This is a genomic window from Pseudomonas sp. IT-P253 (assembly GCF_949768125.1).
Classification (GTDB): domain Bacteria; phylum Pseudomonadota; class Gammaproteobacteria; order Pseudomonadales; family Pseudomonadaceae; genus Aquipseudomonas.
Map to the genome: position 1 here is coordinate 15514 of NZ_CATKPT010000005.1, position 25700 is coordinate 41213.

Genomic DNA, 25700 nt, shown 5'->3' on the forward strand with positions numbered 1-25700 from the left:
TCACATAGACCCAATGTGGGAGCGAGCCTGCTCGCGAAGGCTGCTTAACATTCAACACACTTGTTGACTGTTATACCGCTTTCGCGAGCAGGCTCGCTCCCACAATGGTTTGCGTCGTTTGTCGAAGCAGCGTCAGATCAGAGACCGTAGCTCATCAGTCGCTCATAACGACGGGCCAGCAGCGCGTCGTTGTCGAGCTTCTTCAGCATCGCCAGTTGCGAGCTCAGCTCGGCACGGATCGATGCAGCCGCAGCGGCCGGATTACGATGTGCGCCGCCCAAAGGCTCGCTGATCACTTTATCCACGATGCCCAGGCCTTTCAGGCGCTCGGCGGTGATGCCCATGGCTTCAGCGGCATCCGGTGCTTTTTCGGCGGTTTTCCACAGGATCGAGGCACAGCCTTCCGGCGAAATCACCGCGTAAGTCGAATACTGCAGCATGTTCAGCTGGTCGCAAACACCGATCGCCAGCGCACCACCAGAACCACCTTCACCGATCACGGTGGCGATGATTGGGGTTTTCAGGCGGGCCATGACACGCAGGTTCCAGGCAATCGCTTCGCTCTGGTTGCGCTCTTCAGCGTCGATGCCGGGGTAGGCGCCCGGGGTGTCGATGAAGGTCAGAATCGGCATTTTGAAACGCTCGGCCATTTCCATCAGGCGGCACGCCTTGCGGTAGCCTTCCGGACGCGGCATGCCGAAGTTGCGACGAACTTTCTCGCGCACTTCACGGCCTTTCTGGTGACCGATGATCATTACCGGCTGATCGTCCAGACGAGCGATACCGCCAACGATGGCAGCGTCGTCGGAGAAGTGACGGTCGCCATGCAGCTCGTCGAACTCGGTGAAGATGTGTTCGATGTAGTCCAGGGTGTACGGGCGGCGTGGGTGACGCGCCAGACGCGCGATCTGCCAGCTGGTCAGCTTGCCGAAAATGTCTTCGGTCAACGTGCTGCTTTTGTCCTGCAGGCGGGAGATCTCATCGCCGATATTCAGCGAATTGTCATTACCGACCAAGCGCAACTCTTCGATCTTGGCTTGCAGGTCGGCGATCGGCTGTTCGAAATCTAGAAAATTCGGGTTCATAGGCGTCCGTCTTGGGTCGACGTCCAAGTGAGCTTGGGTCGGCCGGTTGTCTATTCGCGCCTACCTTAAGGGAGAGGCGCGTTCAGGTCGAGATTAAAAAATTCTGGTCACGATCGGGCCACAACAATGGCACCTGACCGTCAACGGTATTGGAGGAAGACGTTGTCTCGCCCGAACTGGTCACGCAGTGCTTGAATCAAGGCATCCGCCGGATCGATTCGCCAAGTCTCGCCAAACTGCAGCAAGGCCTTCGCATCGGGACTCGTGTATTCCATGGTGATGGGGCACGCGCCACGGTGACGCTTGAACAACTCGCCCAGCCAGCGTAGCTGATCGCCTTTCAAATCCTGGGTCTGCAACTTCAAACGCAGGCTTTCGGCCAGGTTCGTGCGTGCATCTTCCATGCTCATCACCCGCTTGACCCGCAACCGCAGGCCGCCAGAGAAGTCGTCGTTGCTGACTTCACCTTCGACCACCACCATCGCGTCGGTCTGCAACAGCGATTGCGCCGAATGGAACGCATCGGCGAACAGCGAAGCTTCGATCCGCCCGGAGCGGTCATCAAGGGTGATGAACCCCATCTTGTCGCCCTTTTTGTTCTTCATCACCCGCAGCGCGATGATCATGCCCGCGACGGTCTGAGTATCCCGAGCCGGTTTCAGGTCGATGATGCGCTGACGCGCAAAGCGGCGGATCTCACCTTCGTACTCGTCGATCGGGTGACCGGTCAGGTACAGACCCAAGGTGTCTTTCTCGCCTTTGAGACGCTCCTTGAGGGTCAGCTCTTTTGCCTTGCGATGATTGGCGTAGACATCAGCGTCTGCCTCGACGAACAACCCGCCAAACAGGTCGGCATGGCCACTGTCGTGAGTGCGAGCGGTTTGTTCAGCGGCTTTGATTGCCCCTTCCATCGCGTTCAGCAAGACCGCACGATTCTGGTCGATGCTCGCCTGATAGGCCTTCGGTTCGTCATGGAAATACGGGCCCAGACGATCGAGCGCACCGCTGCGGATCAAACCGTCCAGGGTGCGCTTGTTGATACGTTTGAGGTCGACACGGGCGCAGAAATCGAACAGGTCTTTGAATGGTCCCTCCTGACGCGCTTCGGTAATCGCTTCGACCGGTCCTTCGCCCACACCCTTGATCGCGCCGAGGCCGTAAATGATCCGGCCTTCGTCATTCACCGTGAACTTGAACTCCGAAGTATTCACATCCGGCGCGTCGAGACGCAGCTTCATGGTGCGAATTTCTTCGATCAAGGTCACGACCTTGTCGGTGTTGTGCATATCCGCCGACAGTACCGCGGCCATGAACGGCGCCGGATAGTGTGTTTTCAGCCATGCCGTCTGGTACGACACCAGACCGTAAGCGGCGGAGTGGGATTTGTTGAAGCCGTAACCGGCGAATTTTTCTACCAGGTCGAAAATGTTACCGGCAAGATCGGCTTCGATATTGTTGGTCTTGCAACCTTCAATAAAACCACCGCGCTGCTTGGCCATTTCTTCGGGTTTTTTCTTACCCATGGCCCGACGCAGCATGTCCGCTCCGCCGAGCGTATAACCGGCCATGACCTGGGCAATCTGCATCACCTGTTCCTGATACAGGATGATGCCGTAAGTCGGAGCCAGAACCGGTTTCAGGCCTTCGTACTGGTAGTCGGAGTGCGGGTACGCGAGCTCGGCACGACCGTGCTTACGGTTGATAAAGTCGTCAACCATGCCCGATTGCAACGGGCCCGGACGGAACAGGGCCACCAGTGCAATCAAGTCTTCCAGGCAGTCGGGCTTGAGCTTTTTGATCAGCTCTTTCATGCCGCGCGACTCGAGCTGGAACACCGCGGTGGTTTCAGCTTTTTGCAGCAACTGGTAAGTCGGCTTGTCATCCAGCGGGATGAATGCGATGTCCAGCGGCGGCTCATCCACCTTGGCGCGGTCGCGGTTGATGGTTTTCAGTGCCCAATCGATGACCGTCAGGGTCCGCAGACCGAGGAAGTCGAACTTCACCAGACCGGCCGCTTCAACGTCATCTTTGTCAAACTGGGTTACCAGACCATCGCCGGCTTCGTCGCAATAAATCGGCGAGAAGTCCGTCAGCTTGGTCGGTGCGATCACCACACCACCGGCGTGCTTGCCGACGTTACGCACAACGCCTTCCAGCTTGCGGGCCATTTCCCAGATTTCGGCGGCTTCCTCATCGACCTTGATGAAGTCGCGCAGAATTTCTTCCTGCTCGTAGGCTTTTTCCAGGGTCATGCCGACTTCGAACGGAATCATCTTCGACAGACGATCCGCCAAACCGTAAGACTTGCCCTGCACCCGCGCCACGTCCCGGACCACAGCCTTGGCGGCCATGGAGCCGAAGGTGATGATCTGGCTCACCGCGTTGCGGCCGTATTTCTCGGCCACGTAATCAATCACGCGGTCACGGCCATCCATGCAGAAGTCGACGTCGAAGTCGGGCATCGATACCCGTTCCGGGTTAAGGAAACGTTCGAACAGCAGGTCATATTCCAGCGGGTCGAGGTCGGTGATCTTCTGTACATAGGCCACCAGCGACCCGGCACCCGACCCACGGCCAGGCCCTACCGGCACGCCGTTGCTCTTGGCCCACTGGATGAAGTCCATAACGATCAGGAAGTAACCGGGGAACCCCATCTGGATGATGATATCCAGCTCGAAATTCAGCCGATCGACGTAGACCTGTCGCTTGGCTTCGTAGTCTTCGGTGGTGTCCTTGGGCAGCAGAACGGAAAGTCGATCTTCCAGGCCGTCGAATGATACCTTGCGAAAATACTCATCGATGGTCATGCCATCGGGGATCGGGAAATTGGGCAGGAAGTGAGTGCCCAGCTTCACTTCGATGTTGCAGCGCTTGGCGATTTCAACGGTGTTTTCCAGCGCTTCTGGAATGTCGCTGAACAACTCGGCCATTTCCTCGGCGCTTTTGAGGTACTGCTGATCGCTGTAATTCTTCGAGCGCCGCGGATCGTCGAGGGCGCGGCCTTCACCGATGCAAACGCGGGTTTCGTGGGCAGCAAAGTCTTCCTGCTTGATGAAGCGCACATCGTTGGTCGCGACCAACGGTGCACCAATTTTCTCGGCCAGCGCCACGGCGCCGTGCAATTGCTCTTCGTCGTTGGGGCGGTTGGTGCGCTGGATTTCCAGATAGAAGCGATCCGGGAACACCGCCATCCACTCGCGAGCCAGGTTTTCCGCTTCGGCCGGATTGCCACTGAGCATGGCCAGGCCAATCTCACCTTCTTTCGCCGCCGACAGCATGATCAAGCCTTCGCTGGCCTCGGCCACCCACTCGCGCTCGATGATGACCGAGCCATTACGCTGGCCGTCAATGAAGCCGCGAGAGATCAGTTCGGTGAGGTTGCGATAGCCGACGGCGTTCATGGCCAACAGGCTGATCCGGCTCAGGGCGTTGTCCGGATCCTTGTTCGACAGCCACAGGTCAGCACCGCAGATTGGCTTGATGCCCGCGCCCATTGAGGCTTTATAGAATTTGACCAGGGAACACATGTTGTTCTGATCGGTAACCGCAACGGCAGGCATGTTCATGCCGACCAGGGTCTTGACCAGCGGCTTGATCCGCACCAGACCGTCGACGAGGGAATATTCAGTGTGCAGGCGTAGATGTACGAATGAAGCCGGCATAGTGATCCTGTCTGTGAACGTGAAGACAACAAGGCCCGGAAATCCGGCGTTTAAAGCGACTGCGCTTGGTACGCTTTAAAACGCCGGATTGTACCGGGCCTTGGCAAAAACATCAGCCTTGCGACTAACTCTCGATCAAGCCTTCCCGGGCCGCATACGCCAAACGTACAGGGGCGAACGAGCGCCGGTGAATCGGGGTTGGCCCCAAGCGGGCCAGGGCTTCCAGATGAACGGGTGTCGGGTAGCCTTTATGGCCGCCGATGCCGTAACCCGGATAGATCAATTCGAAAGCAGCCATTTCACGGTCACGACTGACCTTGGCCAGAATCGATGCGGCGGCGATCGCAGGCACCTTGCCGTCGCCCTGCACCACCGCTTCGGCGCGCATGGACAGTTTCGGACAGCGGTTGCCGTCGATCATTGCCAGCTTCGGCTGAATGTGTAGCCCTTCGATCGCACGCTGCATGGCCAACATGGTGGCATGCAGAATATTCAGCTCGTCGATTTCTTCGACTTCGGCGCGGGCGATGCAAAAGCTCAGGGCTTTCTCGCAGATTTCGTCGTAGAGCTTTTCACGGCGGGCTTCAGTCAGCTTCTTCGAATCGTTCAGGCCGAGGATCGGACGGTTCGGATCGAGGATCACCGCGGCTGTCACGACGGCGCCGCAAAGCGGGCCGCGACCGACTTCGTCAACACCCGCAACCAATTCTTCAACTTCAGCGACCAAGGTGAAATCCAGCCCCATTTGCATACGTGTTTTACTCATTGTACTTGGCCGATCAGCCTCAGTACTGCATCCGCAGCCTGATTGGAGGCGTCGAGACGCAAGGTGCGGTGAATTTCGTCGAAGCCACGCGTCTGTTCTTCGCCGCCTTCGATCAATGGCGACAGTGTCTGAGCCAGCGCTTCAACTGTCGCATCGTCCTGCAGCAACTCCGGCACCAACAGACGCTGGGCCAGCAAGTTCGGCAGCGAAACGTATGGACTCTTCACCATGCGTTTGAGGATCCAGAACGTGAGCGGCGCCAGACGGTAAGCGACCACCATCGGCCGTTTGTACAACAGAGCTTCCAGCGTGGCGGTTCCCGAGGCGATCAACACCGCGTCGCAGGCCGCCAGGGCCAGGTGGGATTTGCCATCGAGCAAGGTCAGTGGCAGATCGCGGCCAGCCAGCAACGCTTCAAGCTGCACGCGGCGCTCGGGGCTGGCGCAAGGCATCACGAACCGCACGCCTGGGCGCATGGCTCGCAAACGCTGGGCAGTATCGAGGAACAACGCGCCCAGTCGACCGACTTCGCCCCCACGACTGCCAGGCATCAGCGCGACCAACGGCCCGTCAGGCAAGCCAAGTTCGGCTCGCGCCGCCGCACGATCAGCTTCCAGTGGGATGGCATCGGCCAGGGAGTGCCCGACAAACCGTACCGGGACGCCCTTCTCTTCGTAGAATTTTGCTTCGAACGGGAATAACGTCAGCATCAGATCACAGCCTTCGCGAATCTTTAGCACGCGTTTCTGCCGCCAGGCCCAAACCGACGGGCTGACGTAATGCACAGTCTTGATCCCGGCCTGACGCAGCTTGAGCTCGATATTGAGGTTGAAGTCCGGGGCATCGATACCGATGAACACGTCCGGCTTTTCGGCGATCAAGTCTGCGACCAGCTTCTTGCGCCGAGCCAGCAGCTCGCGCAACCGGCCCAGTACTTCCACCAGTCCCATGACAGAGAGACGCTCCATCGGGAAGTACGAGACCAGGCCTTCAGCCTGCATCAGCGGGCCGCCGACCCCTATGAACTCGACTGCCGGATGCTGAGCCTTGAGCGCACGCATGAGTCCCGCACCCAGAATGTCACCGGAAGCCTCACCCGCTACCAGCGCAATACGCAGATTGGCCATGGTTAACGCGTGATGCCGCGAGTCGAAGACTGGATGGAATCACGGAACACCGCGACTTCCGGGAACTGAGCCGAGGGTTCAGCCAATTCGGCAAGCGCCTGTTCGACCGTCAGGCCCTGGCGGTAAACCACCTTGTAGGCACGACGCAGGGCGTGAATCGCATCTTCGCTAAAACCGCGTCGGCGCATGCCTTCGAAGTTCATGCTGCGCGCTTCGGCCGGGTTGCCGAATACCGTGACGTACGCAGGAACATCCTTGCCAATGGCAGTGCCCATACCGGAAAAGCTGTGGGCGCCAATGTGGCAATACTGGTGAACCAGGGTAAAACCGGACAGGATCGCCCAATCTTCAACGTGCACGTGGCCGGCCAGTGCGGTGTTGTTAACCAGGATGCAGTGATTGCCAATAACGCTGTCGTGGCCAATGTGGGCATAGGCCATGATCAGGTTGTGATCACCCAAAGTCGTTTCCGAACGGTCCTGAACGGTGCCACGGTGAATCGTCACGCCTTCGCGAATGACGTTGTGGTCACCGATGACAAGACGGGTTTCTTCACCCTTGTATTTCAGATCGGGGGTGTCCTCGCCTACCGAAGAAAACTGGTAGATGCGATTGTTCTTACCGATTCGAGTCGGGCCCTTGAGAATCACATGCGGCCCGATTACTGTCCCCTCGCCTATTTCCACACCTGCGCCGATGATCGACCAGGGGCCGACCTCGACGTCGTCGGCCAGGATGGCCGTCGGATCGATGATTGCGCGAGGGTCAATCAAACTCATAGTTTGCGTTCCGCGCAGATGATTTCAGCGGAGCAGACGGGTTTGCCATCGACCGAGGCCTGGCATTCGAACTTCCAGATCTGGCGCTTGCAGCTGATGAAGCGGGCTTCGAGGATCAACTGATCACCAGGGGTGACGGGCTGGCGAAAACGCAGCTTGTCGGAGCCGACGAAGTAGTAAAGCGTGCCGTCGGCAGGCTTCACGTCGAGCATTTTGAAGCCAAGGATACCGGCAGCCTGAGCCATCGCTTCGATGATCAATACACCCGGCATGATCGGATGCGCAGGGAAGTGACCATTGAAGAACGGTTCGTTGATGCTGACATTCTTGTAGGCGCGAATGCGCTTGCCTTCCACATCCAGATCCACGACCCGGTCCACCAGCAGGAACGGGTAACGGTGAGGCAGGTATTCGCGAATCTCGTTGATGTCCATCATTTCGGGGGGAAGCCTATGTAAAGATTGGGAGCGCGCGACTGACGCGCACCCCTCTAGCAAATCAAGGAGGCAGTCTAGTGGCTGTGCACACTTGATATGGAAATGGTTTCAGCCATCTGATGAAGCATTACCGTCAGGGGTCACTTCCCCTACACGCTTTTCCAGCTGTCGCAGACGCCGCGCGATGTCATCGAGCTGACGGATGCGTGCTGCGCTTTTGCGCCACTCGGCAGCCGGTTGCATCGCCGTACCGGAGGAATATGAACCCGACTCGGTAATCGAGTGAGTGACCATGGTCATTCCGGTTATAAAAACGTTGTCACAAATTTCGATATGCCCCACCAGCCCTACGCCACCGGCGAGCATGCAATGCTTGCCGATTTTGGTGCTGCCGGAAATCCCCACGCACGCAGCCATGGCGGTGTGATCACCGATCTGGACGTTATGGGCAATCTGAATCTGATTGTCGAGCTTCACGCCATTACCAAGAACGGTATCGGCCAGGGCACCACGGTCGATAGCAGTATTAACGCCAATTTCGACGTCGTCACCGACCAGGACACCACCGATTTGAGCGATTTTCTGCCAGACACCTTTCTCGTTGGCAAAACCGAAACCTTCGCCGCCCAGTACCGCACCCGACTGAATCACCACCCGTTTGCCTATGCGAACATCGTGGTAGAGCGTGACTCGCGGGGCGAGCCAGCCGCCCTCGCCAATTTCGCAACGGGCACCGATGAAGCAGTGCGCGCCAACAGTCACGCCCCCAGCAATACGTGCTGCGCTTTCGATCACCGCAAAGGCACCAATACTTGCTGTCGGATCAACCACTGCATCCGCCGCCACTACGGCTGTCGGATGAATACCGGCCGCGGCCTTGGGCTTGGGATCGAACAGATGGGAGACCCGCGCATAGGCCAGATAGGGATCAGGCACCACCAGGGCATTACCGGTAAAACCTTCAGCATCAACAGCCTTCAGCAACAGGGCTGCCGCCCGGCTGTCAGCCAGGTACTTACGGTATTGAGGGTTTGCCAGAAAGCTCAACTGAGCTGGGCCAGCCTCTTGTAAAGTGGCTAGCCCAGTAATTTCTTTCTCCGGGTCGCCACGTAGCGTGGCGCCGAGGAACTCGGCCAACTGGCCGAGCTTAATAGTCGCTGTCATGGATTACTTCAGCTGATTCATGCGCTCGATAACCTGGCGAGTAATGTCGTACTGAGGTTTGACATCAATCACTGCGCCACGCTCGAAGACCAGGTCAAAAGCACCTTTCTTGATGACTTCTTCCACAGCGCTGTCCAGTTTCGGCTTGAGCTGCTTCAGCATTTCACGGTCGGCAACGGCTTTGGCTTCGTTCAATTCCTTGGACTGGAACTGGAAGTCACGGGCCTTTTGCTTGAATTCCAGCTCAAGACGTTCACGCTCGCCTTGTTGCATTTTGTCGCCACCGGCCATCAGGCGGTCCTGAATACCCTTGGCACTGCTTTCCAGCGTCTTGAGCTTGGTCAGCTGAGGACCGAATTTTTTCTCGGCATCCACGGCGTATTTTTTGGCCGCGTCGGACTCCAGCAGAGCCATCTGATAGTTCAGAACGGCGATTTTCATGTCGGCAAAAGCCGGACCTGCGACCAGAACGGTTGCCAGGAGAACCAATTGAGTCAACTTACGCACGATGCACTCCTACAAAATTCATTGTCATTATCTTGGGGCAGACGCTTAGAACGTCTGGCCGAGGGAGAATTGGAACACTTGAGTCTCGGCATTGCTGTCCGGTTTCTTGACTGGCATCGCCAAGGCGAAGCTCAGAGGACCCAGTGCGGTGACCCATGTCACGCCTACACCGACAGAGCTGGCCATATTGCTCAGGCTGATGTCGGTGCACTGCGTATTGGACTTGGTGCCGTTGGTGTTAACAGTGTCCGAACATTTGGAGTCAAATACGTTACCCACATCCCAGAATACGGAAGTACGCAAGGAGCGTTGATCTTTAACAAACGGCAGTGGGAACAGGAGCTCGACACCACCCTGGATCAGAACGTTACCACCGAACGGCAGCGGATCCTGGTCAGGGTCGGCTTGAGTACCGACGTTACCCGTCACAGACTGGCCACGACTCGGGGTACTGCGCGGCCCCAACGTACTATCCTTGAAGCCACGAACCGAGTTGAAACCACCAGCATAGTAGTTTTCATAGAATGGCAAGCCATCAGTTGAACCATAACCATCGCCATAACCCAGTTCGGTGTGGAGGCGCATGGTGTAGTTTTCAGACAACGGCTGGAACAATTGACCGCGGTAATCGAGCTTGAAGAACGACAAGTCGCTGCCAGGGGTCGTGGCTTCCGCGGTAAGGCTTTGGGAGTGACCGCGGGTCGCCAGCACACCTTTGTTCAAGGTGGATTCAGACCAGCCGGCCGATGCCTTGAAGTTGAGGTACTGGTCACCTTGCTGGTTAACGAAGTCGAAGATTTCGTCGACGGTGTAAAGACCGGTCTTGATCTTGTCTTGTTGCGCAGTCAAACCAAACGTCAGACGCGAAGTCTCGCTGATCGGGTAACCGACGCTGACACCGGCACCCAGGCTGTCTACGGCGTAGCTGGCTACGTTGACATCGAGGTCTTTGTAGTCGGTGGTGCGATAGAACGCGTTGTAACCCAGGCTCACGCCATCAGCAGTCCAGTACGGGTCGACATAACCGAAGTTATAACGGCTTTGGTATTGGCTTTTGGTCAAGCCGATACTGACCTTGTTACCGGTACCCAGGAAGTTGTTCTGCGTGATCGAACCACCAAGGATCAGACCGGCGCTCTGGGCAAAACCGATACTGGCGGTGATCGAACCGGAAGCCTGTTCTTCAACGCTATAGTTGACATCAACCTGGTCATCGACACCCGGTACGGCCGGAGTTTCGACGTTGACTGTCTTGAAGAAGCCCAGACGATCAAGACGGGTCTTGGATTGGTCGATGAGGTAGGTCGAAGCCCAACCACCTTCCATTTGACGCATTTCACGACGCAGCACTTCGTCTTCGGACTTGGTGTTGCCACGGAAGTTGATGCGGTTGACGTAAGCACGCTTGCCCGGATCGACAGCGAAAGTAATGTCTACGGTGTGATCTTCATCGTGCGGCTGTGGCACGCCGTTGACGTTGGCGAAGGTATAGCCTTCGTTACCCAGACGACGGGTGATCAGATCGGAGGTGGTGGTCATCAACTTGCGCGAGAACACCTGGCCTTTCTGCACCAGAAGCAGGGACTTGACCTGGTCTTCAGGAACTTTCAGGTCGCCGCTCAGCTTGACGTCACGAACGGTGTACTTCTCGCCTTCGTTGACGTTGACAGTGATATAGACGTGTTTCTTGTCCGGGGTGATGGACACCTGGGTCGAAGCGATATCCATGTTGATATAGCCACGATCCAGGTAGTAGGAACGCAGACGCTCCAGGTCACCGGAAAGTTTTTCACGAGCGTACTTGTCATCGTTCTTGAAGAACGACAGCCAGTTAGTGGTCTTGAGTTCGAACAGGTCGATCAGGTCTTCATCAGGGAAAACGGTATTACCCACCACGTTGATGTGCTGGATAGCCGCGACGGTGCCTTCGTTGATGTTGACCTTCAGCGCAACGCGGTTACGCGGCTGCGGCACCACTTCGGTGTCGACGGTAGCCGAGTAGCGCCCCTGAGCGACGTATTGGCGCTGCAGTTCGTTACGCACACCTTCGAGGGTGGCGCGCTGGAAGATTTCGCCTTCGGCCAGACCGGACTGTTTGAGGCCTTTCATCAAGTCTTCAGTGGAGATCGCCTTGTTACCCTCGATCTCGATACTGGCAACTGACGGACGTTCGACTACCGTGATGACAAGGACGTTGCCTTCGCGGCCCAGTTGGATATCTTGAAAGAACCCGGTTTTGAACAGCGCACGAGTGGATTCCACCAGGCGACGATCATCCGCCTGTTCACCGACGTTCAACGGTAAAGCACCAAAAACGCTACCCGCGGAGACCCGCTGGAGGCCATTGACGCGAATATCAGAGATAGTGAAGGACTCGGCGTGAACTTCGGCGATCATCAATACGGTGAGAACCGCAGTTAGCAGCAGACGTTTCATGAAGTCCTTTCTTATTCCAACTGGCAATAAACAAACTGCCGCAAAATGCGGCAGATTCGCAATTCAGCGAATTGTGTTACAGACGGCCCAAATCATTGACCAGAGCAAGCAACATCACCCCGACCACCAAACTGATACCGATCTGCATCCCCCAACCCTGCACCCGATCCGACAAGGGACGACCACGCGTCCACTCGATCAGATAAAACAACAAATGCCCCCCATCCAGTACAGGAATGGGCAACAAATTCAGAACCCCCAAGCTAATACTCAGATAAGCAAGGAAATTCAGGAAATCAGCGACACCCGACTGGGCAGAAGCGCCCGCCACTTTAGCAATGGTTATCGGTCCACTCAAGTTTTTTACCGAGAGCTCACCGAACAACATTTTCTTGAGCGAATCGAGGGTCAGGATGCTCATGGTCCAGGTGCGTCGAGCCCCCTCCCCAATCGCGGCCATCGGACCGTAACTGACCTCACGAATCATCTCTGGCGGCCAATCGACAGCTTTCACCCCAGCCCCCAGATAACCGTTGGGTGCCTTGCTCTCGCCGCGAGCAGCCAGGGTCACAGGGATGTCGATTTGAGCACCATCGCGCTCGACGCGCAGCATGATTTTGGTATCGGGACGCATACGAACCGAATCGACCACCTGCTGCCAGTCATCCAGCGGCTTGCCATCAAGCGCCAGCAATCGGTCACCGGTTTTCAGGCCCGCCGCCTGGGCGGGGCCTTTCGGATCGAGCTCGGCCAGGACCGGCGGCAACGCAGGACGCCAAGGGCGAATACCCAGTGAGCGAATCGGATCCGGCTCATCGGCACCCTTGAGCCATTTATCCAACGCCAGCTCACGGGGCGAATCCACCGACGAGCCCTGCTCACGAACCAGCAACTGAACGGTTCCGCTCTCCCCAAGGCGCCGGACCAATTGCAGATTGACCGCAGCCCACCCGGAAGTCGGTTCGCCATCGATTGCAACAATTTCCTGCCCCGGACTCAAACCCGCCTTGGCCGCGATACTTCCAATCTCGACAGCACCAATGACTGGCCGCACTTGCGCGCTGCCGACCATTGCCAGTACCCAGAAAAAAATCATCGCCAGCAAAAAGTTGGCAATCGGACCGGCAGCCACGATAGCAATGCGCTGACGAACAGATTTGCGATTGAAGGCCTGACCAAGTTGATCAGCCGGCACTTCGCCTTCACGCTCGTCGAGCATTTTGACGTAGCCACCCAGCGGAATCGCGGCGATGACGAATTCAGTCCCTTGCTTGTCGTGCCAGCGCAGCAACGGCATACCAAAGCCCACGGAGAAACGCAGCACTTTGACCCCACAGCGACGTGCGACCCAGAAATGGCCGAATTCGTGGAAGGTGACCAGCACACCCAATGCCACCAGGGTGCCGACAATCATATAGAGCGCGCTCATCTACTTTCTCCGCAAACCTATTCAGTGCTGCATGGGGCCAATGTAGTGCCGTACCTATCGCCCATGACGACTCAGCCATTGCCCGGCCAGTACTCGCGCTTTCGAGTCAGCCGTGAACACCGCATCGAGATCATCCACCACAACCACCGGTTCGAGATTCAAGACTTCCTCAATGATACTCGCGATTTCCAGGTAACGAACCCGCCCGTCGAGAAAGGCCGCGACAGCCACTTCATTTGCCGCGTTAAGCATGGCCGGTGCACTATTACCAGCCTCGGCGGCCTGACGTGCCAGACGCAGACAAGGGAAACGCTCTTCATCGGGCGCCTGGAAATCGAGACGCGCAATGGCAAACAGGTCCAGCGGCGCAACACCCGAATCTATCCGCTCTGGCCAGGCCAGGGCGTTGGCGATCGGCGTGCGCATGTCTGGATTGCCCAACTGGGCCAAGACGGAGCCATCAATGTAATCGACCAGCGAATGAATCACGCTCTGCGGGTGAATCACCACTTCGACCTGCGACGGTTTGGCGTCGAACAGCCAGCAGGCCTCGATCAACTCGAGGCCTTTGTTCATCATGCTGGCCGAATCGACCGAAATCTTGCGCCCCATGGACCAGTTCGGGTGGGCACACGCCTGCTCAGGGGTCACATGCGTCAACTCAGCCATAGGGGTCTGTCGGAACGGACCGCCTGAAGCCGTGAGTAAAATTCGACGAACACCGACCGCCCCAAGACCACGGGCAAAATCCAGCGGCATGCACTGGAAAATCGCGTTGTGCTCACTGTCGATCGGCAGCAGTACCGAACCGCTGTTGCGCACCGCCTGCATGAACAAGGCACCGGACATCACCAGTGCTTCTTTGTTAGCCAGGAGAATTTTCTTGCCGGCTTCGACCGCCGCCAGCGTCGGACGCAAGCCCGCCGCACCCACGATAGCCGCCATGACCGCATCGACTTCAGGATCGGAGGCGATCTGACACAGGCCCTCCTCACCCACCAACACGCGGGTCGACAGGCCGGCGGAGCGCAGATTGTCCTGCAAAGCTCGGGCAGCGCCCGCTTCAGGCACTACGGCGAACCGCGGCCTATGTCGCACACACAGCGCCAGCAGCTCACTCAGACGGGTGAAACCACTCAATGCGAAGACCTGATAGCTCTCGGGATGCCGAGCGATGACATCGAGCGTGCTCAGGCCGATCGAGCCGGTCGCCCCCAGGACGGTAATCTGTTGTGGGCGGCTCATGGTGCCGCCATCCACAGCAACACCGCAAACACGGGAATCGCTGCCGTCAGACTGTCGATGCGATCCAGCACCCCGCCGTGACCCGGCAGCAAATTGCTGCTGTCCTTGATCCCGGACTGGCGCTTGAACATGCTTTCAGTGAGGTCACCCACCACCGAAATGAACACGATCACGGCAGCACCCATCAGCCCCATCAGCACCTGGGCGAAGCTCCAGTGACGCACAAACCCGACGACCGCCGCGATCACCAGACTTAACAGCAAGCCGCCGTACACGCCTTCCCAGCTCTTGCCGGGACTGACCTGCGGTGCCAGCTTGCGCTTGCCGAAGGCCCGTCCGGAAAAGTACGCACCAATATCGGCACCCCAGACGAGCACCATCACCGCCATGATCAACCAGTTACCCAAAGGCTCCTGCTTGATCTGAACCAGACCTTGCCAGGCCGGCAGCAGGATCAGCAGGCCGATCACCAGCTTGCAGGCAGCGCTTGCCCAGTGTTCGCTGGAGCGCGGATAAGTCAGCACCAGATAAGTCGCAACGCCCCACCAAAGCACCGAGGCACCCAACACCCAGGGCGCGAGCCCCGGCAAGATGTACATGACGAACAGCATCAACGCGACGACAGCGGCATAGCCAACCCGGATTGGCTGGGTGGTAAAACCCGCCAGACGAGCCCACTCCCAGGCACCGAGGGTTACGATCAGGCCGATGAACAGCGCAAAACCCGACCCTTCGAGCAGGAAGAACCCGCACAGGGCGATCGGAAGCAGGATCAGTGCGGTGATGATTCGTTGTTTAAGCATTAAACCCGGGCTCCAGCCTCGACCTGCTCGCTCGTTTTACCGAAGCGGCGCTGGCGAGAAGCGAAATCCGCCAGCGCGGTGCGCATGGCGTCGTGTTTGAAGTCCGGCCAGAACAGGTCGGAGAAGTACAGCTCGGTGTAAGCCAGCTGCCACAGCAGGAAGTTGCTGATGCGATGTTCTCCACCCGTGCGAATGCACAAGTCCGGCAACGGCAGATCCCCGGTCACCAGACAGGTTTGCAGCAGTTCGGGGGTGATGTCTTCCGGACGCAGATGCCCGGCCTGAACCTCCCGCGCCAGACGCTGCGCAGCTTGCGCTATATCCCACTGACCGCCGTAGTTGGCGGCGATCTGCAGGATGAAACGATTGGCACCCGCCGTCATGGCTTCGGCCTCACGCATGGCAGCTTGAAGCTCTGGATGAAAACGCGAACGGTCGCCAATGATGCGCAAACTGATCTTGTTTTCGTTCAGGCGCTTGGCCTCACGACGCAATGCCTTGAAGAACAGGTCCATCAAGGCACTGACCTCATCGGCCGGGCGTTGCCAGTTCTCGCTGGAGAAAGCAAACAGGGTCAATACCTCGACCTTGGCCTCGGCACACACCTCGATCACTGCACGAACCGCATCTACGCCCGCTTTATGCCCGGCGACACCCGGCATAAAGCGTTTTTTCGCCCAGCGATTATTACCATCCATGATGATCGCGACATGGCGCGGCACCGCGGACGGCACAGTCTGCTTGGTCTTTTCCATGGAAACGCGACCCTTATACGGCCATCAGGTCTTTTTCTTTCTGTGCCAAATTCGCGTCAATTTCAGCCACGTACTTTTTGGTCAGATCATCAATTTCGCCCGTAGCGCGACGCTCTTCGTCTTCGCTGATTTCTTTTTCCTTGACCAGATCCTTGAGCTGGCTGTTCGCATCACGACGGATGTTGCGCACGGCAACACGGGCGTCTTCAGCGACATCACGCGCCTGCTTGGTGAAGCCCTTACGGGTTTCTTCGGTCAGGGCCGGCATGGAGATCAGCAGCAACTCACCCAGGTTGGTCGGGTTGAGGTTCAGGCCAGCACTGCCGATCGCCTTGTCGACGGCACCCAGCATGTTGCGCTCAAAGGCAACGACTTGCAGGGTACGGGCGTCTTTGACAGTGATGTTCGCCACTTGCTTGATCGGGGTGTCGGAACCGTAATACGGCACCATCACGCCTTCAAGAATGCTCGGGTGCGCCTGGCCGGTACGAATACGGCCGAAGTTGTGCGCCAGCGATTCCACGGATTTTTTCATGCGCTCTTGAGCGTCTTTCTTGATTTCGTTGATCATTGTTGGCCTTCCTCGATCAGGGTCCCTTCAGCGCCGCCATGCACGATATTCAGCAGGGCGCCGGGCTTGTTCATGTTAAATACACGCAACGGCATCTTGTGGTCGCGGCACAGGCAAATGGCGGTCAGATCCATCACGCCCAGCTTGCGATCCAGTACTTCATCGTAAGTCAGATGATCGAACTTCTCGGCATGCGGGTCTTTGAATGGGTCAGCGGTGTAGACGCCATCGACCTTGGTCGCCTTGAGCACGACGTCGGCATCGATTTCGATCGCTCGCAGGCAAGCCGCCGAATCCGTGGTAAAGAACGGATTGCCGGTGCCGGCCGCGAAGATCACGACTTCCTTGGCATTCAAGTGGCGCATGGCTTTGCGGCGATCATAGTGATCAGTCACGCCTACCATGGAAATGGCCGACATCACGATGGCCGAGATATTGGCACGTTCCAGCGCATCGCGCATGGCCAGGGCGTTCATCACAGTGGCCAGCATGCCCATGTGGTCGCCCGTCACCCGATCCATGCCGGCCGCGCTCAGCGCCGCACCGCGGAACAGGTTACCGCCGCCGATCACCAGACCGACCTGAACGCCGATGCCGACCAGTTGGCCAACTTCCAGCGCCATGCGATCCAGAACTTTCGGATCGATCCCGAACTCTTCCGAGCCCATCAGGGCCTCGCCGCTAAGCTTGAGTAGAATGCGTTTATAGCGAGCCTGATAACCACTGCCCTGCTGAGCCATTGCGAATCTCTCCTGCGGCGTATTTTAAAAATTCTTTGCGAGCTGTTTTCAGCTGGCGTTCACTCTAGCTTGGCGCTGCTTCAGCACCATCGGAACATGGCTTTGTAAGCCAGTTCCAAAGGGAATCCAATTAAAAATTGGTGCCCCATCTGAAAAGAGGCTGCGCGCGTAAGCGGGCAGCCTCTTCAGGGCGACAGTTAAAAACCGTCTTATTGCTTGGCGGCAGCCAGCTGGGCAGCAACTTCTTCAGCAAAGTTGTCGACCGGCTTCTCGATGCCTTCGCCTACTTTGAAGTAGGTGAAAGAAACGATTTCAGCGCCGGCTTTCTTGGCCAGTTCGCCGACCTTGATTTCAGGGTTCTTGACGAACGCCTGCTCAACCAGGCTGGCTTCGGCCAGGAACTTGCTGATACGGCCTTTGACCATGTTTTCAACGATGTTTTCTGGCTTGCCAGCGATCTTGTCAGCGTTGAGGGTCAGGAACACGCCTTTCTCACGCTCGACCGCTTCAGCGGAAACTTCCGATGGCAGCAGGAATTCAGGGTTGGTCGCCGCTACGTGCATAGCGATGTCCTTGGCCAGCTCAACGCTACCGCCTTTAAGGGCAACCACAACACCGATCTTGTTGCCGTGCAGGTAACCACCAACAACGTCACCTTCAACGCGAGCCACACGACGGATGTTGACGTTTTCGCCAACCTTGCCGACCAGAACCAGGCGATCGGCTTCTTGAGCGGCGATCAGCGGAGCAGCGTCAGTCAGTTTGTCAGCGAACGCTTTTTCAACGCTGGAAGCAACAAATGCCTTGAAGTCGTCCTGCAAAGCCAGGAAGTCAGTCTGCGAGTTCACTTCCAGCAGAACGGCGGATTTACCGTCTTCCTTAAGAGCGATCGCGCCTTCAGCAGCTACGTTGCCTGCTTTCTTGGCAGCCTTGATGGCGCCCGAAGCACGCATGTCATCAATGGCTTTTTCGATGTCGCCGCCGGCCTTGGTCAAGGCCTTTTTGCAGTCCATCATGCCTTCGCCGGTACGCTCGCGCAGTTCTTTGACCAACGCTGCAGTAATCTCTGCCATTTCAAAATCCTCTTGGATAGGTTTTCAACCATTCCACCCGATCGAACGGGCGATCAATTCTTCCCGAACCACCCTTGTTAGCAGCTGCAAGTTACAAATGCTGTAAATGCGCCACCGGACAAATGGTTTTCGAGGTGGCAAAAAGGGGGCCAAGCCCCCTTTTTGCTTACTGAGTCAACGCCAAGGCGTCAATTACTCAGCTGCAGCTGCCGGAGCTTCTTCAACGAACTGCTCGGTGCCGCCAGCAACGTGGTTGCGACCGCGGATAACAGCGTCAGCCATCGAACCCATGTACAGCTGGATAGCGCGGATTGCGTCATCGTTGCCTGGGATGATGTAGTCAACGCCTTCCGGGCTGCTGTTGGTATCGACTACGCCGATAACCGGGATGCCCAGCTTGTTGGCTTCGGTGATCGCGATGCGCTCGTGATCAACGTCGATAACGAACAGAGCGTCTGGCAGACCGCCCATGTCCTTGATACCACCCAGGGAACGATCGAGCTTCTCAAGATCGCGAGTGCGCATCAGCGCTTCTTTCTTGGTCAGCTTGGCGAAAGTACCGTCTTCGGCTTGTACTTCAAGGTCACGCAGACGCTTGATGGAAGCACGGATGGTTTTGAAGTTGGTCAGCATGCCGCCCAACCAGCGGTGATCGACGTACGGCGAACCGCAACGTGCTGCTTCTTCAGCAACGATCTTGCCAGCGGAACGCTTGGTGCCGACGAACAGGATCTTGTTTTTGCCCTGGGCCAGACGCTCTACGAAAGTCAGAGCTTCGTTGAACATTGGCAGGGTTTTTTCAAGGTTGATGATGTGGATCTTGTTACGCGCGCCGAAAATGTATTTACCCATTTTCGGGTTCCAGTAACGGGTCTGGTGACCGAAGTGCACACCGGCCTTCAGCATATCGCGCATGTTGACTTGGGACATGATAGTTCCTTAATAAGTCGGGTTTGGCCTCCACGTATCCCAATGACCAACCAGCAGCATCAGCTGAAGGCACCCAGGTCATCGTGTCGACACGTGTGTGGATTTAAGCCTCTCGGGGTATCCCCGGAAAGCGGCGCATTTTATATCACAAGGCTGCAAAAAACGGAACCCGGATTCTCAAATCCTGACGCACGCCTACTTATTGCCCTTGGAATCTCTCAAGAATGCGCCAATCTATAGAGAGAAGCGATGCACAGAGGGTCAGATTTGCGCTGTTCGTCTGTTAGAATCGCCTTTTTCGGGGCCGCGAAGAACGATCGCGCAACGCCCATTCCGTTTTAGAAAGCGCCATCGAGCGCAGAGAGAGCCTGTATGACCGTCACACTCAAAACGCCAGAGGACATCGCAAAAATGCGTGTCGCCGGCAAACTGGCCGCCGATGTGCTTGAAATGATTGCCGAACATGTCAAGCCAGGCATCACGACCGAAGAGCTCGACCGCATCTGCCACGACTACATCGTCAATGTGCAGCATGCGATTCCCGCCCCGCTCAACTACAAGGGCTACCCGAAGTCGATCTGCACCTCGATCAACCATGTGGTCTGCCACGGCATTCCGAATGAGAAGCCGCTGAAGGATGGCGACACCCTGAACATCGACGTCACTGTCATCAAGGACGGTTTCCACGGCGACACCAGCCGCATGTTCCACGTCGGCACCGTGCCGGTCTGGGCCGAGCGCCTGTCGCAAGTGACTCAGGAATGCATGTACAAGGCGATCGAAATCGTCAAACCCGGCTGCCGCCTGGGCGATATCGGCGAAGTGATCCAGAAGCACGCTGAAAAGAATGGTTTTTCGGTAGTTCGCGAGTTCTGTGGCCACGGCATCGGCAAAGTGTTCCACGAAGAGCCGCAGATTCTGCATTACGGCCGCGCCGGCACCGGCATGGAACTGAAGGCCGGCATGACCTTCACCATCGAGCCGATGATCAACCAGGGCAAGGCCGACACCAAGGTCTTGGGCGACGGCTGGACCGCCATCACCAAGGACCGCAAGTTGTCGGCCCAGTGGGAGCACACGCTGGCAGTCACCGAAACCGGTTACGAAATCTTCACCTTGCGCGCCGATGACACCATCCCGCGCGTTTCGGCCTGATCCGGACCCGGCAGCTCCCAGCCTTTTAGATAGGAAAGCCAATCGATGCCACAGGTGGATCCCGAACTCTTCGACCGTGGCCAGTTCCAGGCGGAACTGGCCCTGAAGGCCAGCCCGATCGCGGCCTTCAAGAAGGCGATCCGTCAGGCTCGTGAAGTGCTCGACGGGCGCTTTCGCAGCGGTCGGGATATTCGTCGGCTGATCGAGGATCGCGCCTGGTTCGTCGATAACATCCTGCAAAAGGCCTGGGAGCAGTTTGACTGGAGCGAAGACGCCGATATCGCGCTGGTCGCGGTCGGTGGCTACGGTCGCGGTGAGTTGCACCCGTATTCCGACATTGATCTGCTGATCCTGCTGGACAGCGCCGACCATGAAATTTTCCGTGATTCCATTGAGCGTTTTCTGACGCTGTTGTGGGACATTGGCCTGGAAGTCGGCCAGAGCGTTCGCTCGGTCGACGAATGCGCCGTTGAGGCCCGCGCCGACCTGACGGTAATCACCAACCTGATGGAAAGTCGCACCATTGCAGGCCCCGAACGCTTGCGCCAACGCATGCTGGACGTCACCAGCACAGCGCACATGTGGCCAAGCAAGGACTTTTTCCTGGCCAAGCGCGCCGAACAAAAGGCTCGCCACCACAAATACAACGACACCGAGTACAACCTGGAACCCAACGTCAAAGGCTCGCCTGGCGGACTACGGGATATTCAGACGATTCTGTGGGTCGCCCGTCGCGAGTACGGCACCCTGAACCTGCGGGCACTGGCCGGCGAAGGGTTCCTGGTCGAGAGCGAAAATGCCCTGCTGGCTTCGTCCCAGGAGTTCCTGTGGAAGGTTCGCTACGCGCTGCACATGCTCGCCGGCCGTGCCGAAGACCGCTTGCTGTTCGACCACCAGCGCTCGATTGCCGGGCTACTGGGTTTCGAAGGCGATGATGCCAAGCACGCCATCGAAAACTTCATGCAGCAGTACTACCGGGTGGTCATGAGCATTGCCCAGCTCAGCGACCTGATCATCCAGCACTTCGAGGAACTCATCCTCGCACCGGTAGACGTGGTGCCGCCACAACCGATCAACCCACGATTCCAGCTGCACGATGGTTACATCGAGGCACGCAACGACAATGTGTTCCGTCGCACGCCGTTCGCCATGCTCGAAATCTTTGTGTTGATGGCCCAGCAGCCGGAAATCAAAGGTGTGCGCGCCGACACCATCCGCCTGTTGCGCGAACACCGGCATCTGATCGACGACGATTTCCGCAACGACATTCGCAATACCAGCCTGTTCATCGAGCTGTTCAAGTGCAAGATCGGCATCCACCGCAACCTGCGCCGGATGAACCGTTACGGCATCCTCGGGCGTTACCTGCCGGAGTTCGGCTTCATCGTCGGGCAGATGCAGCACGACCTGTTTCACATCTATACGGTCGATGCGCACACCCTGAACCTGATCAAACACCTGCGTAAATTGCAGTACACCCAGGTGTCGGAAAAATTCCCGCTGGCCAGCAAGCTCATGGGCAAACTCCCCAAACCCGAGCTGATTTACCTGGCAGGCCTGTACCACGACATCGGCAAAGGCCGGCATGGCGATCACTCGGAAATTGGCGCGGTGGACGCCGAAGCCTTTTGCCAGCGCCACCAATTGCCAGTATGGGACAGCCGCCTGATCGTCTGGCTGGTGCAGAACCATCTGGTGATGTCGACCACAGCCCAGCGCAAGGACTTGTCCGACCCGCAGGTGATCCACGACTTCGCACAGGCCGTGGGCGACGAAACCCGCCTCGATTACCTGTACGTGCTGACGGTTGCCGACATCAACGCCACCAACCCGACACTGTGGAATTCCTGGCGCGCCAGCCTGCTGCGCCAGCTATACACCGAGACCAAGCGCGCCTTGCGCCGCGGCCTGGAAAACCCGGTGGACCGCGAAATGCAGATCCGCCAGACGCAGAGCGCCGCCCTGGACATTCTGGTACGCGGCGGGACCGACCCGGACGACGTCGAGCAGCTGTGGTCGCAACTGGGCGATGACTATTTCCTGCGCCACACCGCCGGCGACGTGGCCTGGCACAGTGACGCGATCCTCCAGCAGCCGGCCGATGGCGGGCCGCTGGTGCTGATCAAGGAAACCACCCAGCGCGAATTCGAAGGCGGCACGCAGATATTCATCTACGCACCGGACCAACACGACTTCTTCGCTGTGACCGTGGCCGCGATGGACCAGCTCAACCTGAACATCCACGATGCCCGCGTCATCACCTCCAGCAGCCAGTTCACCCTCGACACCTACATCGTGCTCGACACTGATGGCGACTCGATCGGTGACAACCCGGCACGGGTCAAACAGATCCGCGAGGGCCTGACCGAAGCCCTGCGCAACCCGGACAACTACCCGACCATTATTCAGCGTCGGGTGCCGCGTCAGCTCAAGCATTTCGCGTTTGCCCCGCAGGTGACGATCCACAACGACGCTCAACGTCCAGTGACGGTACTGGAGCTCAGCGCCCCTGACCGCCCAGGATTGCTGGCGCGGATCGGCACGATTTTCCTCGAGTTCGATCTGTCGCTGCAAAATGCCAAGATTGCCACGCTCGGCGAACGCGTCGAAGACGTTTTCTTCATCACCGACGCGAACAACCAGCCGTTGTCCGACCCGTTGCTGTGCAGCCGCTTGCAGGATGCGATCGTCGAGCAGTTGAGCGTCAGCCACGAACCGGATATCAAACTGTCACGCATCAGCATCTGAATTAACAACGGCCCGCCCGTTTGTAGGAGCGAGCTTGCTCGCGATGGACTCAAATACGCCGCATTGTCCTGGCAAGCACGCGTTTTCGTTGACGACCATCGCGAGCAAGCTCGCTCCTACAGGGACCAGCGCCGCCCCCAAACCGAACGAGATCTACCGATGAACAACGCTCTGAACCAGTTGCAGCCCTACCCGTTCGAGAAGCTCCGCGCCCTGCTCGGCAGTGTCACGCCAAACCCGGAAAAGCGCGCCATCGCGCTGTCCATCGGTGAGCCGAAGCACCGTTCGCCAAGCTTTGTCGCCGAGGCCCTGGCAAGCAATCTGGATCAGATGGCCGTGTACCCGACCACCCTCGGCATCCCGGCCCTGCGTGAAGCCATCGCCGCGTGGTGCGAGCGTCGTTTCAACGTGCCGAACGGCTGGCTCGACCCGGCGCGCAACGTGCTGCCGGTCAACGGCACCCGCGAAGCGCTGTTCGCCTTCACCCAGACCGTGGTTAACCGTGGCGACGACGCATTGGTGGTCAGCCCGAACCCGTTCTATCAAATCTACGAAGGCGCGGCCTTCCTCGCCGGGGCCAAACCACATTACCTGCCGTGCCTGGATGAAAACGGCTTCAACCCGGATTTCGATGCCGTGCCGCCGGACATCTGGAAACGCTGCCAGATCCTGTTCCTGTGCTCGCCGGGCAACCCGACCGGTGCGCTGATTCCGGTCGAGACGCTGAAAAAACTGATCGCCCTGGCCGACGAATACGACTTCGTGATCGCCGCCGACGAATGCTACAGCGAGTTGTACTTCGACGAACAAACCCCGCCGGCCGGCCTGCTCAGCGCCTGCGTCGAACTGGGCCGCAAGGACTTCAAGCGCTGCGTGGTGTTCCATAGCCTGTCCAAGCGCTCCAACCTGCCAGGCTTGCGTTCGGGCTTCGTGGCCGGTGATGCCGACATTCTTAAAGGCTTCCTGCTGTACCGCACTTACCACGGCTGCGCGATGCCGGTGCAGACTCAACTGGCCAGCATTGCCGCGTGGAACGATGAAGTGCATGTACGCGCCAACCGTGCGTTGTATCGCGAGAAGTATGATGCGGTGCTGGAGATCCTCAGCCCGGTGATGGACGTGCAGCGTCCGGACGGTGGTTTCTACTTGTGGCCGAATGTTGAAGGTGATGACGAAGCGTTCTGCCGTGATTTGTTTGTCGAAGAGCATGTGACCGTGGTGCCGGGTTCTTACCTGTCCCGTGAAGTTGACGGTTTCAATCCAGGTGCCGGTCGAGTTCGAATGGCGCTGGTTGCGCCGCTGGCGGAATGTGTTGAAGCGGCTGAGCGAATTCGTAATTTTATATCAAACCGCCGTTAATTAACGGCTATCGAGTTTGCACCGCGCACTGCGGTGCAAACCGAACACCCCAACCAATTAAACTATCCAACGCAACAAACTGAACAACTAAGCAACTAGACAACCCTCTTGCACTTAAATACTTTCAAGCCTCACTCATCACCATCAAGTGCAACAACATGAACTTAATCAATTACTGCAAAACCATTGCAACGACCGATCCACTTGCCGCTTATAATGTCGCGATCACTGAGAACCCACGTAATGCGATCAACGGCAGCGGCGGTCGAAAGAAACGTAGCGTTGGAGCACACACCAAGTATTGGCGCCCTGGAAGGACACTGAAGATCCTTATTTACAAATATAACGAACACTCTTTTCAAGCGGTTAAAAATGGTGCAAACAAATGGCTCCCCTATGCCAACTTGAACTTTAACTTTATTGAGATCGATGAAGAGCACGTCTATAACTCCGATGAGTTTCTGGGCGATATCCGAGTCACTTTCCACCCATCATTCAATAACAGTGGCGGATCAAAGCTAGGGACCGACTCGCTAGCGGTACACCCTCATGATGCATCGATGTTTTTAGGTATCGACTTTTCTTCAGCTAATTACGAGCAACGCGTAACTCATGAGTTTGGGCATGCACTAGGCCTGCTGCATGAACATCAACATCCCGATGCAGAAATACCTTGGAATCGAGAAAAAGCCTATGCCTATTTCGCGAGCGCTGCTAACTTCTCCAGAGCGGAAGTTGACTCTAATGTCTTTCCCCTCGAGCGAACACCTGATCGAACCTACGCACCCTACGACCGGCATTCAGTGATGCATTATTATGTCTCCAACCAACTTACTGTGGGTGACTGGCATCAACCTGTAAACGTGCAAATCAGCGAAGGCGACATCGCCGCCATGCGCAGGATTTATCCATAACACCGGCAGCAATCA

Annotated in this window: 21 protein-coding genes; 4 read left to right on the forward strand and 17 right to left on the reverse strand. The window is 57.5% G+C overall.

Annotation, left to right across the window (positions count from 1 at the left end):
- Positions 1–137: 137 nt before the first annotated feature.
- From ACM6IR_RS02670 to rpsB, 17 genes are all read right to left on the reverse strand, one after another.
- Positions 138–1085: an acetyl-CoA carboxylase carboxyltransferase subunit alpha gene (locus ACM6IR_RS02670; protein WP_414906259.1), complete on the reverse strand. Its 948-nt coding sequence runs from the start codon at positions 1083–1085 to the stop codon at positions 138–140.
- Between the two features lie 140 nt (positions 1086–1225).
- Complete coding sequence (gene dnaE / locus ACM6IR_RS02675; RefSeq protein WP_414906260.1) at positions 1226–4747, reverse strand: DNA polymerase III subunit alpha; 3522 nt, start codon at positions 4745–4747, stop codon at positions 1226–1228.
- 124 nt (positions 4748–4871) lie between these two features.
- A complete protein-coding gene (gene rnhB, locus ACM6IR_RS02680; RefSeq protein WP_414906341.1) occupies positions 4872–5498 on the reverse strand; it encodes a ribonuclease HII in 627 nt (208 codons plus the stop codon).
- A gap of 11 nt (positions 5499–5509) precedes the next feature.
- A complete protein-coding gene (gene lpxB, locus ACM6IR_RS02685) occupies positions 5510–6640 on the reverse strand; it encodes a lipid-A-disaccharide synthase (protein WP_414906261.1) in 1131 nt (376 codons plus the stop codon).
- A gap of 2 nt (positions 6641–6642) precedes the next feature.
- Positions 6643–7419: an acyl-ACP--UDP-N-acetylglucosamine O-acyltransferase gene (gene lpxA / locus ACM6IR_RS02690; RefSeq protein WP_414906262.1), complete on the reverse strand. Its 777-nt coding sequence runs from the start codon at positions 7417–7419 to the stop codon at positions 6643–6645.
- The gene (fabZ, locus tag ACM6IR_RS02695; protein ID WP_008154051.1) at positions 7416–7856 is read right to left on the reverse strand and encodes a 3-hydroxyacyl-ACP dehydratase FabZ; all 441 of its coding nucleotides are present in this window, start codon (positions 7854–7856) and stop codon (positions 7416–7418) included. Before fabZ ends, lpxA begins: the two co-directional genes overlap by 4 nt.
- Positions 7857–7964: 108 nt before the next feature.
- Positions 7965–9020, reverse strand: a complete 1056-nt coding sequence (lpxD, locus tag ACM6IR_RS02700; protein ID WP_414906263.1) for a UDP-3-O-(3-hydroxymyristoyl)glucosamine N-acyltransferase — start codon at positions 9018–9020, stop codon at positions 7965–7967.
- Positions 9021–9023: 3 nt separating this feature from the next.
- A complete protein-coding gene (locus ACM6IR_RS02705; protein ID WP_008028980.1) occupies positions 9024–9527 on the reverse strand; it encodes an OmpH family outer membrane protein in 504 nt (167 codons plus the stop codon).
- A 45-nt stretch (positions 9528–9572) separates the two neighbouring features.
- The gene (gene bamA, locus ACM6IR_RS02710; protein ID WP_414906264.1) at positions 9573–11963 is read right to left on the reverse strand and encodes an outer membrane protein assembly factor BamA; all 2391 of its coding nucleotides are present in this window, start codon (positions 11961–11963) and stop codon (positions 9573–9575) included.
- Between the two features lie 76 nt (positions 11964–12039).
- Positions 12040–13392, reverse strand: coding sequence for a sigma E protease regulator RseP (gene rseP, locus ACM6IR_RS02715; RefSeq protein WP_414906265.1), 1353 nt, complete (start codon positions 13390–13392; stop codon positions 12040–12042).
- A gap of 54 nt (positions 13393–13446) precedes the next feature.
- Positions 13447–14637, reverse strand: coding sequence for a 1-deoxy-D-xylulose-5-phosphate reductoisomerase (gene ispC, locus ACM6IR_RS02720; RefSeq protein WP_414906266.1), 1191 nt, complete (start codon positions 14635–14637; stop codon positions 13447–13449).
- The gene (locus ACM6IR_RS02725; protein ID WP_414906267.1) at positions 14634–15440 is read right to left on the reverse strand and encodes a phosphatidate cytidylyltransferase; all 807 of its coding nucleotides are present in this window, start codon (positions 15438–15440) and stop codon (positions 14634–14636) included. Before ACM6IR_RS02725 ends, ispC begins: the two co-directional genes overlap by 4 nt.
- A complete protein-coding gene (gene uppS / locus ACM6IR_RS02730; RefSeq protein ID WP_414906268.1) occupies positions 15440–16195 on the reverse strand; it encodes a polyprenyl diphosphate synthase in 756 nt (251 codons plus the stop codon). Before uppS ends, ACM6IR_RS02725 begins: the two co-directional genes overlap by 1 nt.
- A 13-nt stretch (positions 16196–16208) precedes the next feature.
- Positions 16209–16766, reverse strand: coding sequence for a ribosome recycling factor (frr, locus tag ACM6IR_RS02735; protein ID WP_007907979.1), 558 nt, complete (start codon positions 16764–16766; stop codon positions 16209–16211).
- Entirely contained in the window at positions 16763–17506 is a 744-nt protein-coding gene (gene pyrH, locus ACM6IR_RS02740) for a UMP kinase (protein ID WP_003172271.1), read from the reverse strand. Before pyrH ends, frr begins: the two co-directional genes overlap by 4 nt.
- 209 nt (positions 17507–17715) lie before the next feature.
- Positions 17716–18579: a translation elongation factor Ts gene (tsf, locus tag ACM6IR_RS02745; protein ID WP_414906269.1), complete on the reverse strand. Its 864-nt coding sequence runs from the start codon at positions 18577–18579 to the stop codon at positions 17716–17718.
- Between the two features lie 192 nt (positions 18580–18771).
- Positions 18772–19509: a 30S ribosomal protein S2 gene (rpsB, locus tag ACM6IR_RS02750; protein ID WP_007907989.1), complete on the reverse strand. Its 738-nt coding sequence runs from the start codon at positions 19507–19509 to the stop codon at positions 18772–18774.
- A 372-nt stretch (positions 19510–19881) separates the two neighbouring features.
- Between rpsB and map the strand changes: the two genes are divergently transcribed.
- The 4 genes from map to ACM6IR_RS02770 all read left to right on the forward strand — a co-directional run bounded on the left by map (position 19882) and on the right by ACM6IR_RS02770 (position 25685).
- Entirely contained in the window at positions 19882–20664 is a 783-nt protein-coding gene (gene map, locus ACM6IR_RS02755) for a type I methionyl aminopeptidase (protein WP_414906270.1), read from the forward strand.
- Between the two features lie 45 nt (positions 20665–20709).
- Positions 20710–23412 carry a [protein-PII] uridylyltransferase gene (locus ACM6IR_RS02760; RefSeq protein ID WP_414906271.1) on the forward strand — a complete coding sequence of 901 codons (2703 nt, stop codon included), beginning with the start codon at positions 20710–20712 and terminating at the stop codon, positions 23410–23412.
- A 159-nt stretch (positions 23413–23571) separates the two neighbouring features.
- Positions 23572–24771, forward strand: a complete 1200-nt coding sequence (gene dapC, locus ACM6IR_RS02765; RefSeq protein ID WP_414906272.1) for a succinyldiaminopimelate transaminase — start codon at positions 23572–23574, stop codon at positions 24769–24771.
- A 158-nt stretch (positions 24772–24929) separates the two neighbouring features.
- Positions 24930–25685 (forward strand): M12 family metallopeptidase, encoded by a 756-nt coding sequence (locus ACM6IR_RS02770; protein ID WP_414906273.1) that lies wholly within the window; start codon positions 24930–24932, stop codon positions 25683–25685.
- The last annotated feature ends 15 nt before the right edge of the window (positions 25686–25700 follow it).

Bases quoted from the DNA above. Each gene is read 5' to 3' on its own strand.
- bamA (WP_414906264.1), bottom strand. From the start codon at position 11,963: ATGAAACGTCTGCTGCTAACTGCGGTTCTCACCGTATTGATGATCGCC.
- rpsB (WP_007907989.1), bottom strand. From the start codon at position 19,509: ATGTCCCAAGTCAACATGCGCGATATGCTGAAGGCCGGTGTGCACTTC.
- ACM6IR_RS02760 (WP_414906271.1), top strand. From the start codon at position 20,710: ATGCCACAGGTGGATCCCGAACTCTTCGACCGTGGCCAGTTCCAGGCG.
- lpxA (WP_414906262.1), bottom strand. From the start codon at position 7,419: ATGAGTTTGATTGACCCTCGCGCAATCATCGATCCGACGGCCATCCTG.
- uppS (WP_414906268.1), bottom strand. From the start codon at position 16,195: ATGGAAAAGACCAAGCAGACTGTGCCGTCCGCGGTGCCGCGCCATGTC.
- tsf (WP_414906269.1), bottom strand. From the start codon at position 18,579: ATGGCAGAGATTACTGCAGCGTTGGTCAAAGAACTGCGCGAGCGTACC.
- ACM6IR_RS02725 (WP_414906267.1), bottom strand. From the start codon at position 15,440: ATGCTTAAACAACGAATCATCACCGCACTGATCCTGCTTCCGATCGCC.
- dapC (WP_414906272.1), top strand. From the start codon at position 23,572: ATGAACAACGCTCTGAACCAGTTGCAGCCCTACCCGTTCGAGAAGCTC.
- frr (WP_007907979.1), bottom strand. From the start codon at position 16,766: ATGATCAACGAAATCAAGAAAGACGCTCAAGAGCGCATGAAAAAATCC.
- dnaE (WP_414906260.1), bottom strand. From the start codon at position 4,747: ATGCCGGCTTCATTCGTACATCTACGCCTGCACACTGAATATTCCCTC.
- lpxD (WP_414906263.1), bottom strand. From the start codon at position 9,020: ATGACAGCGACTATTAAGCTCGGCCAGTTGGCCGAGTTCCTCGGCGCC.
- fabZ (WP_008154051.1), bottom strand. From the start codon at position 7,856: ATGATGGACATCAACGAGATTCGCGAATACCTGCCTCACCGTTACCCG.
- pyrH (WP_003172271.1), bottom strand. From the start codon at position 17,506: ATGGCTCAGCAGGGCAGTGGTTATCAGGCTCGCTATAAACGCATTCTA.
- map (WP_414906270.1), top strand. From the start codon at position 19,882: ATGACCGTCACACTCAAAACGCCAGAGGACATCGCAAAAATGCGTGTC.
- ACM6IR_RS02770 (WP_414906273.1), top strand. From the start codon at position 24,930: ATGAACTTAATCAATTACTGCAAAACCATTGCAACGACCGATCCACTT.
- ispC (WP_414906266.1), bottom strand. From the start codon at position 14,637: ATGAGCCGCCCACAACAGATTACCGTCCTGGGGGCGACCGGCTCGATC.
- ACM6IR_RS02670 (WP_414906259.1), bottom strand. From the start codon at position 1,085: ATGAACCCGAATTTTCTAGATTTCGAACAGCCGATCGCCGACCTGCAA.
- rnhB (WP_414906341.1), bottom strand. From the start codon at position 5,498: ATGCAAATGGGGCTGGATTTCACCTTGGTCGCTGAAGTTGAAGAATTG.
- lpxB (WP_414906261.1), bottom strand. From the start codon at position 6,640: ATGGCCAATCTGCGTATTGCGCTGGTAGCGGGTGAGGCTTCCGGTGAC.
- rseP (WP_414906265.1), bottom strand. From the start codon at position 13,392: ATGAGCGCGCTCTATATGATTGTCGGCACCCTGGTGGCATTGGGTGTG.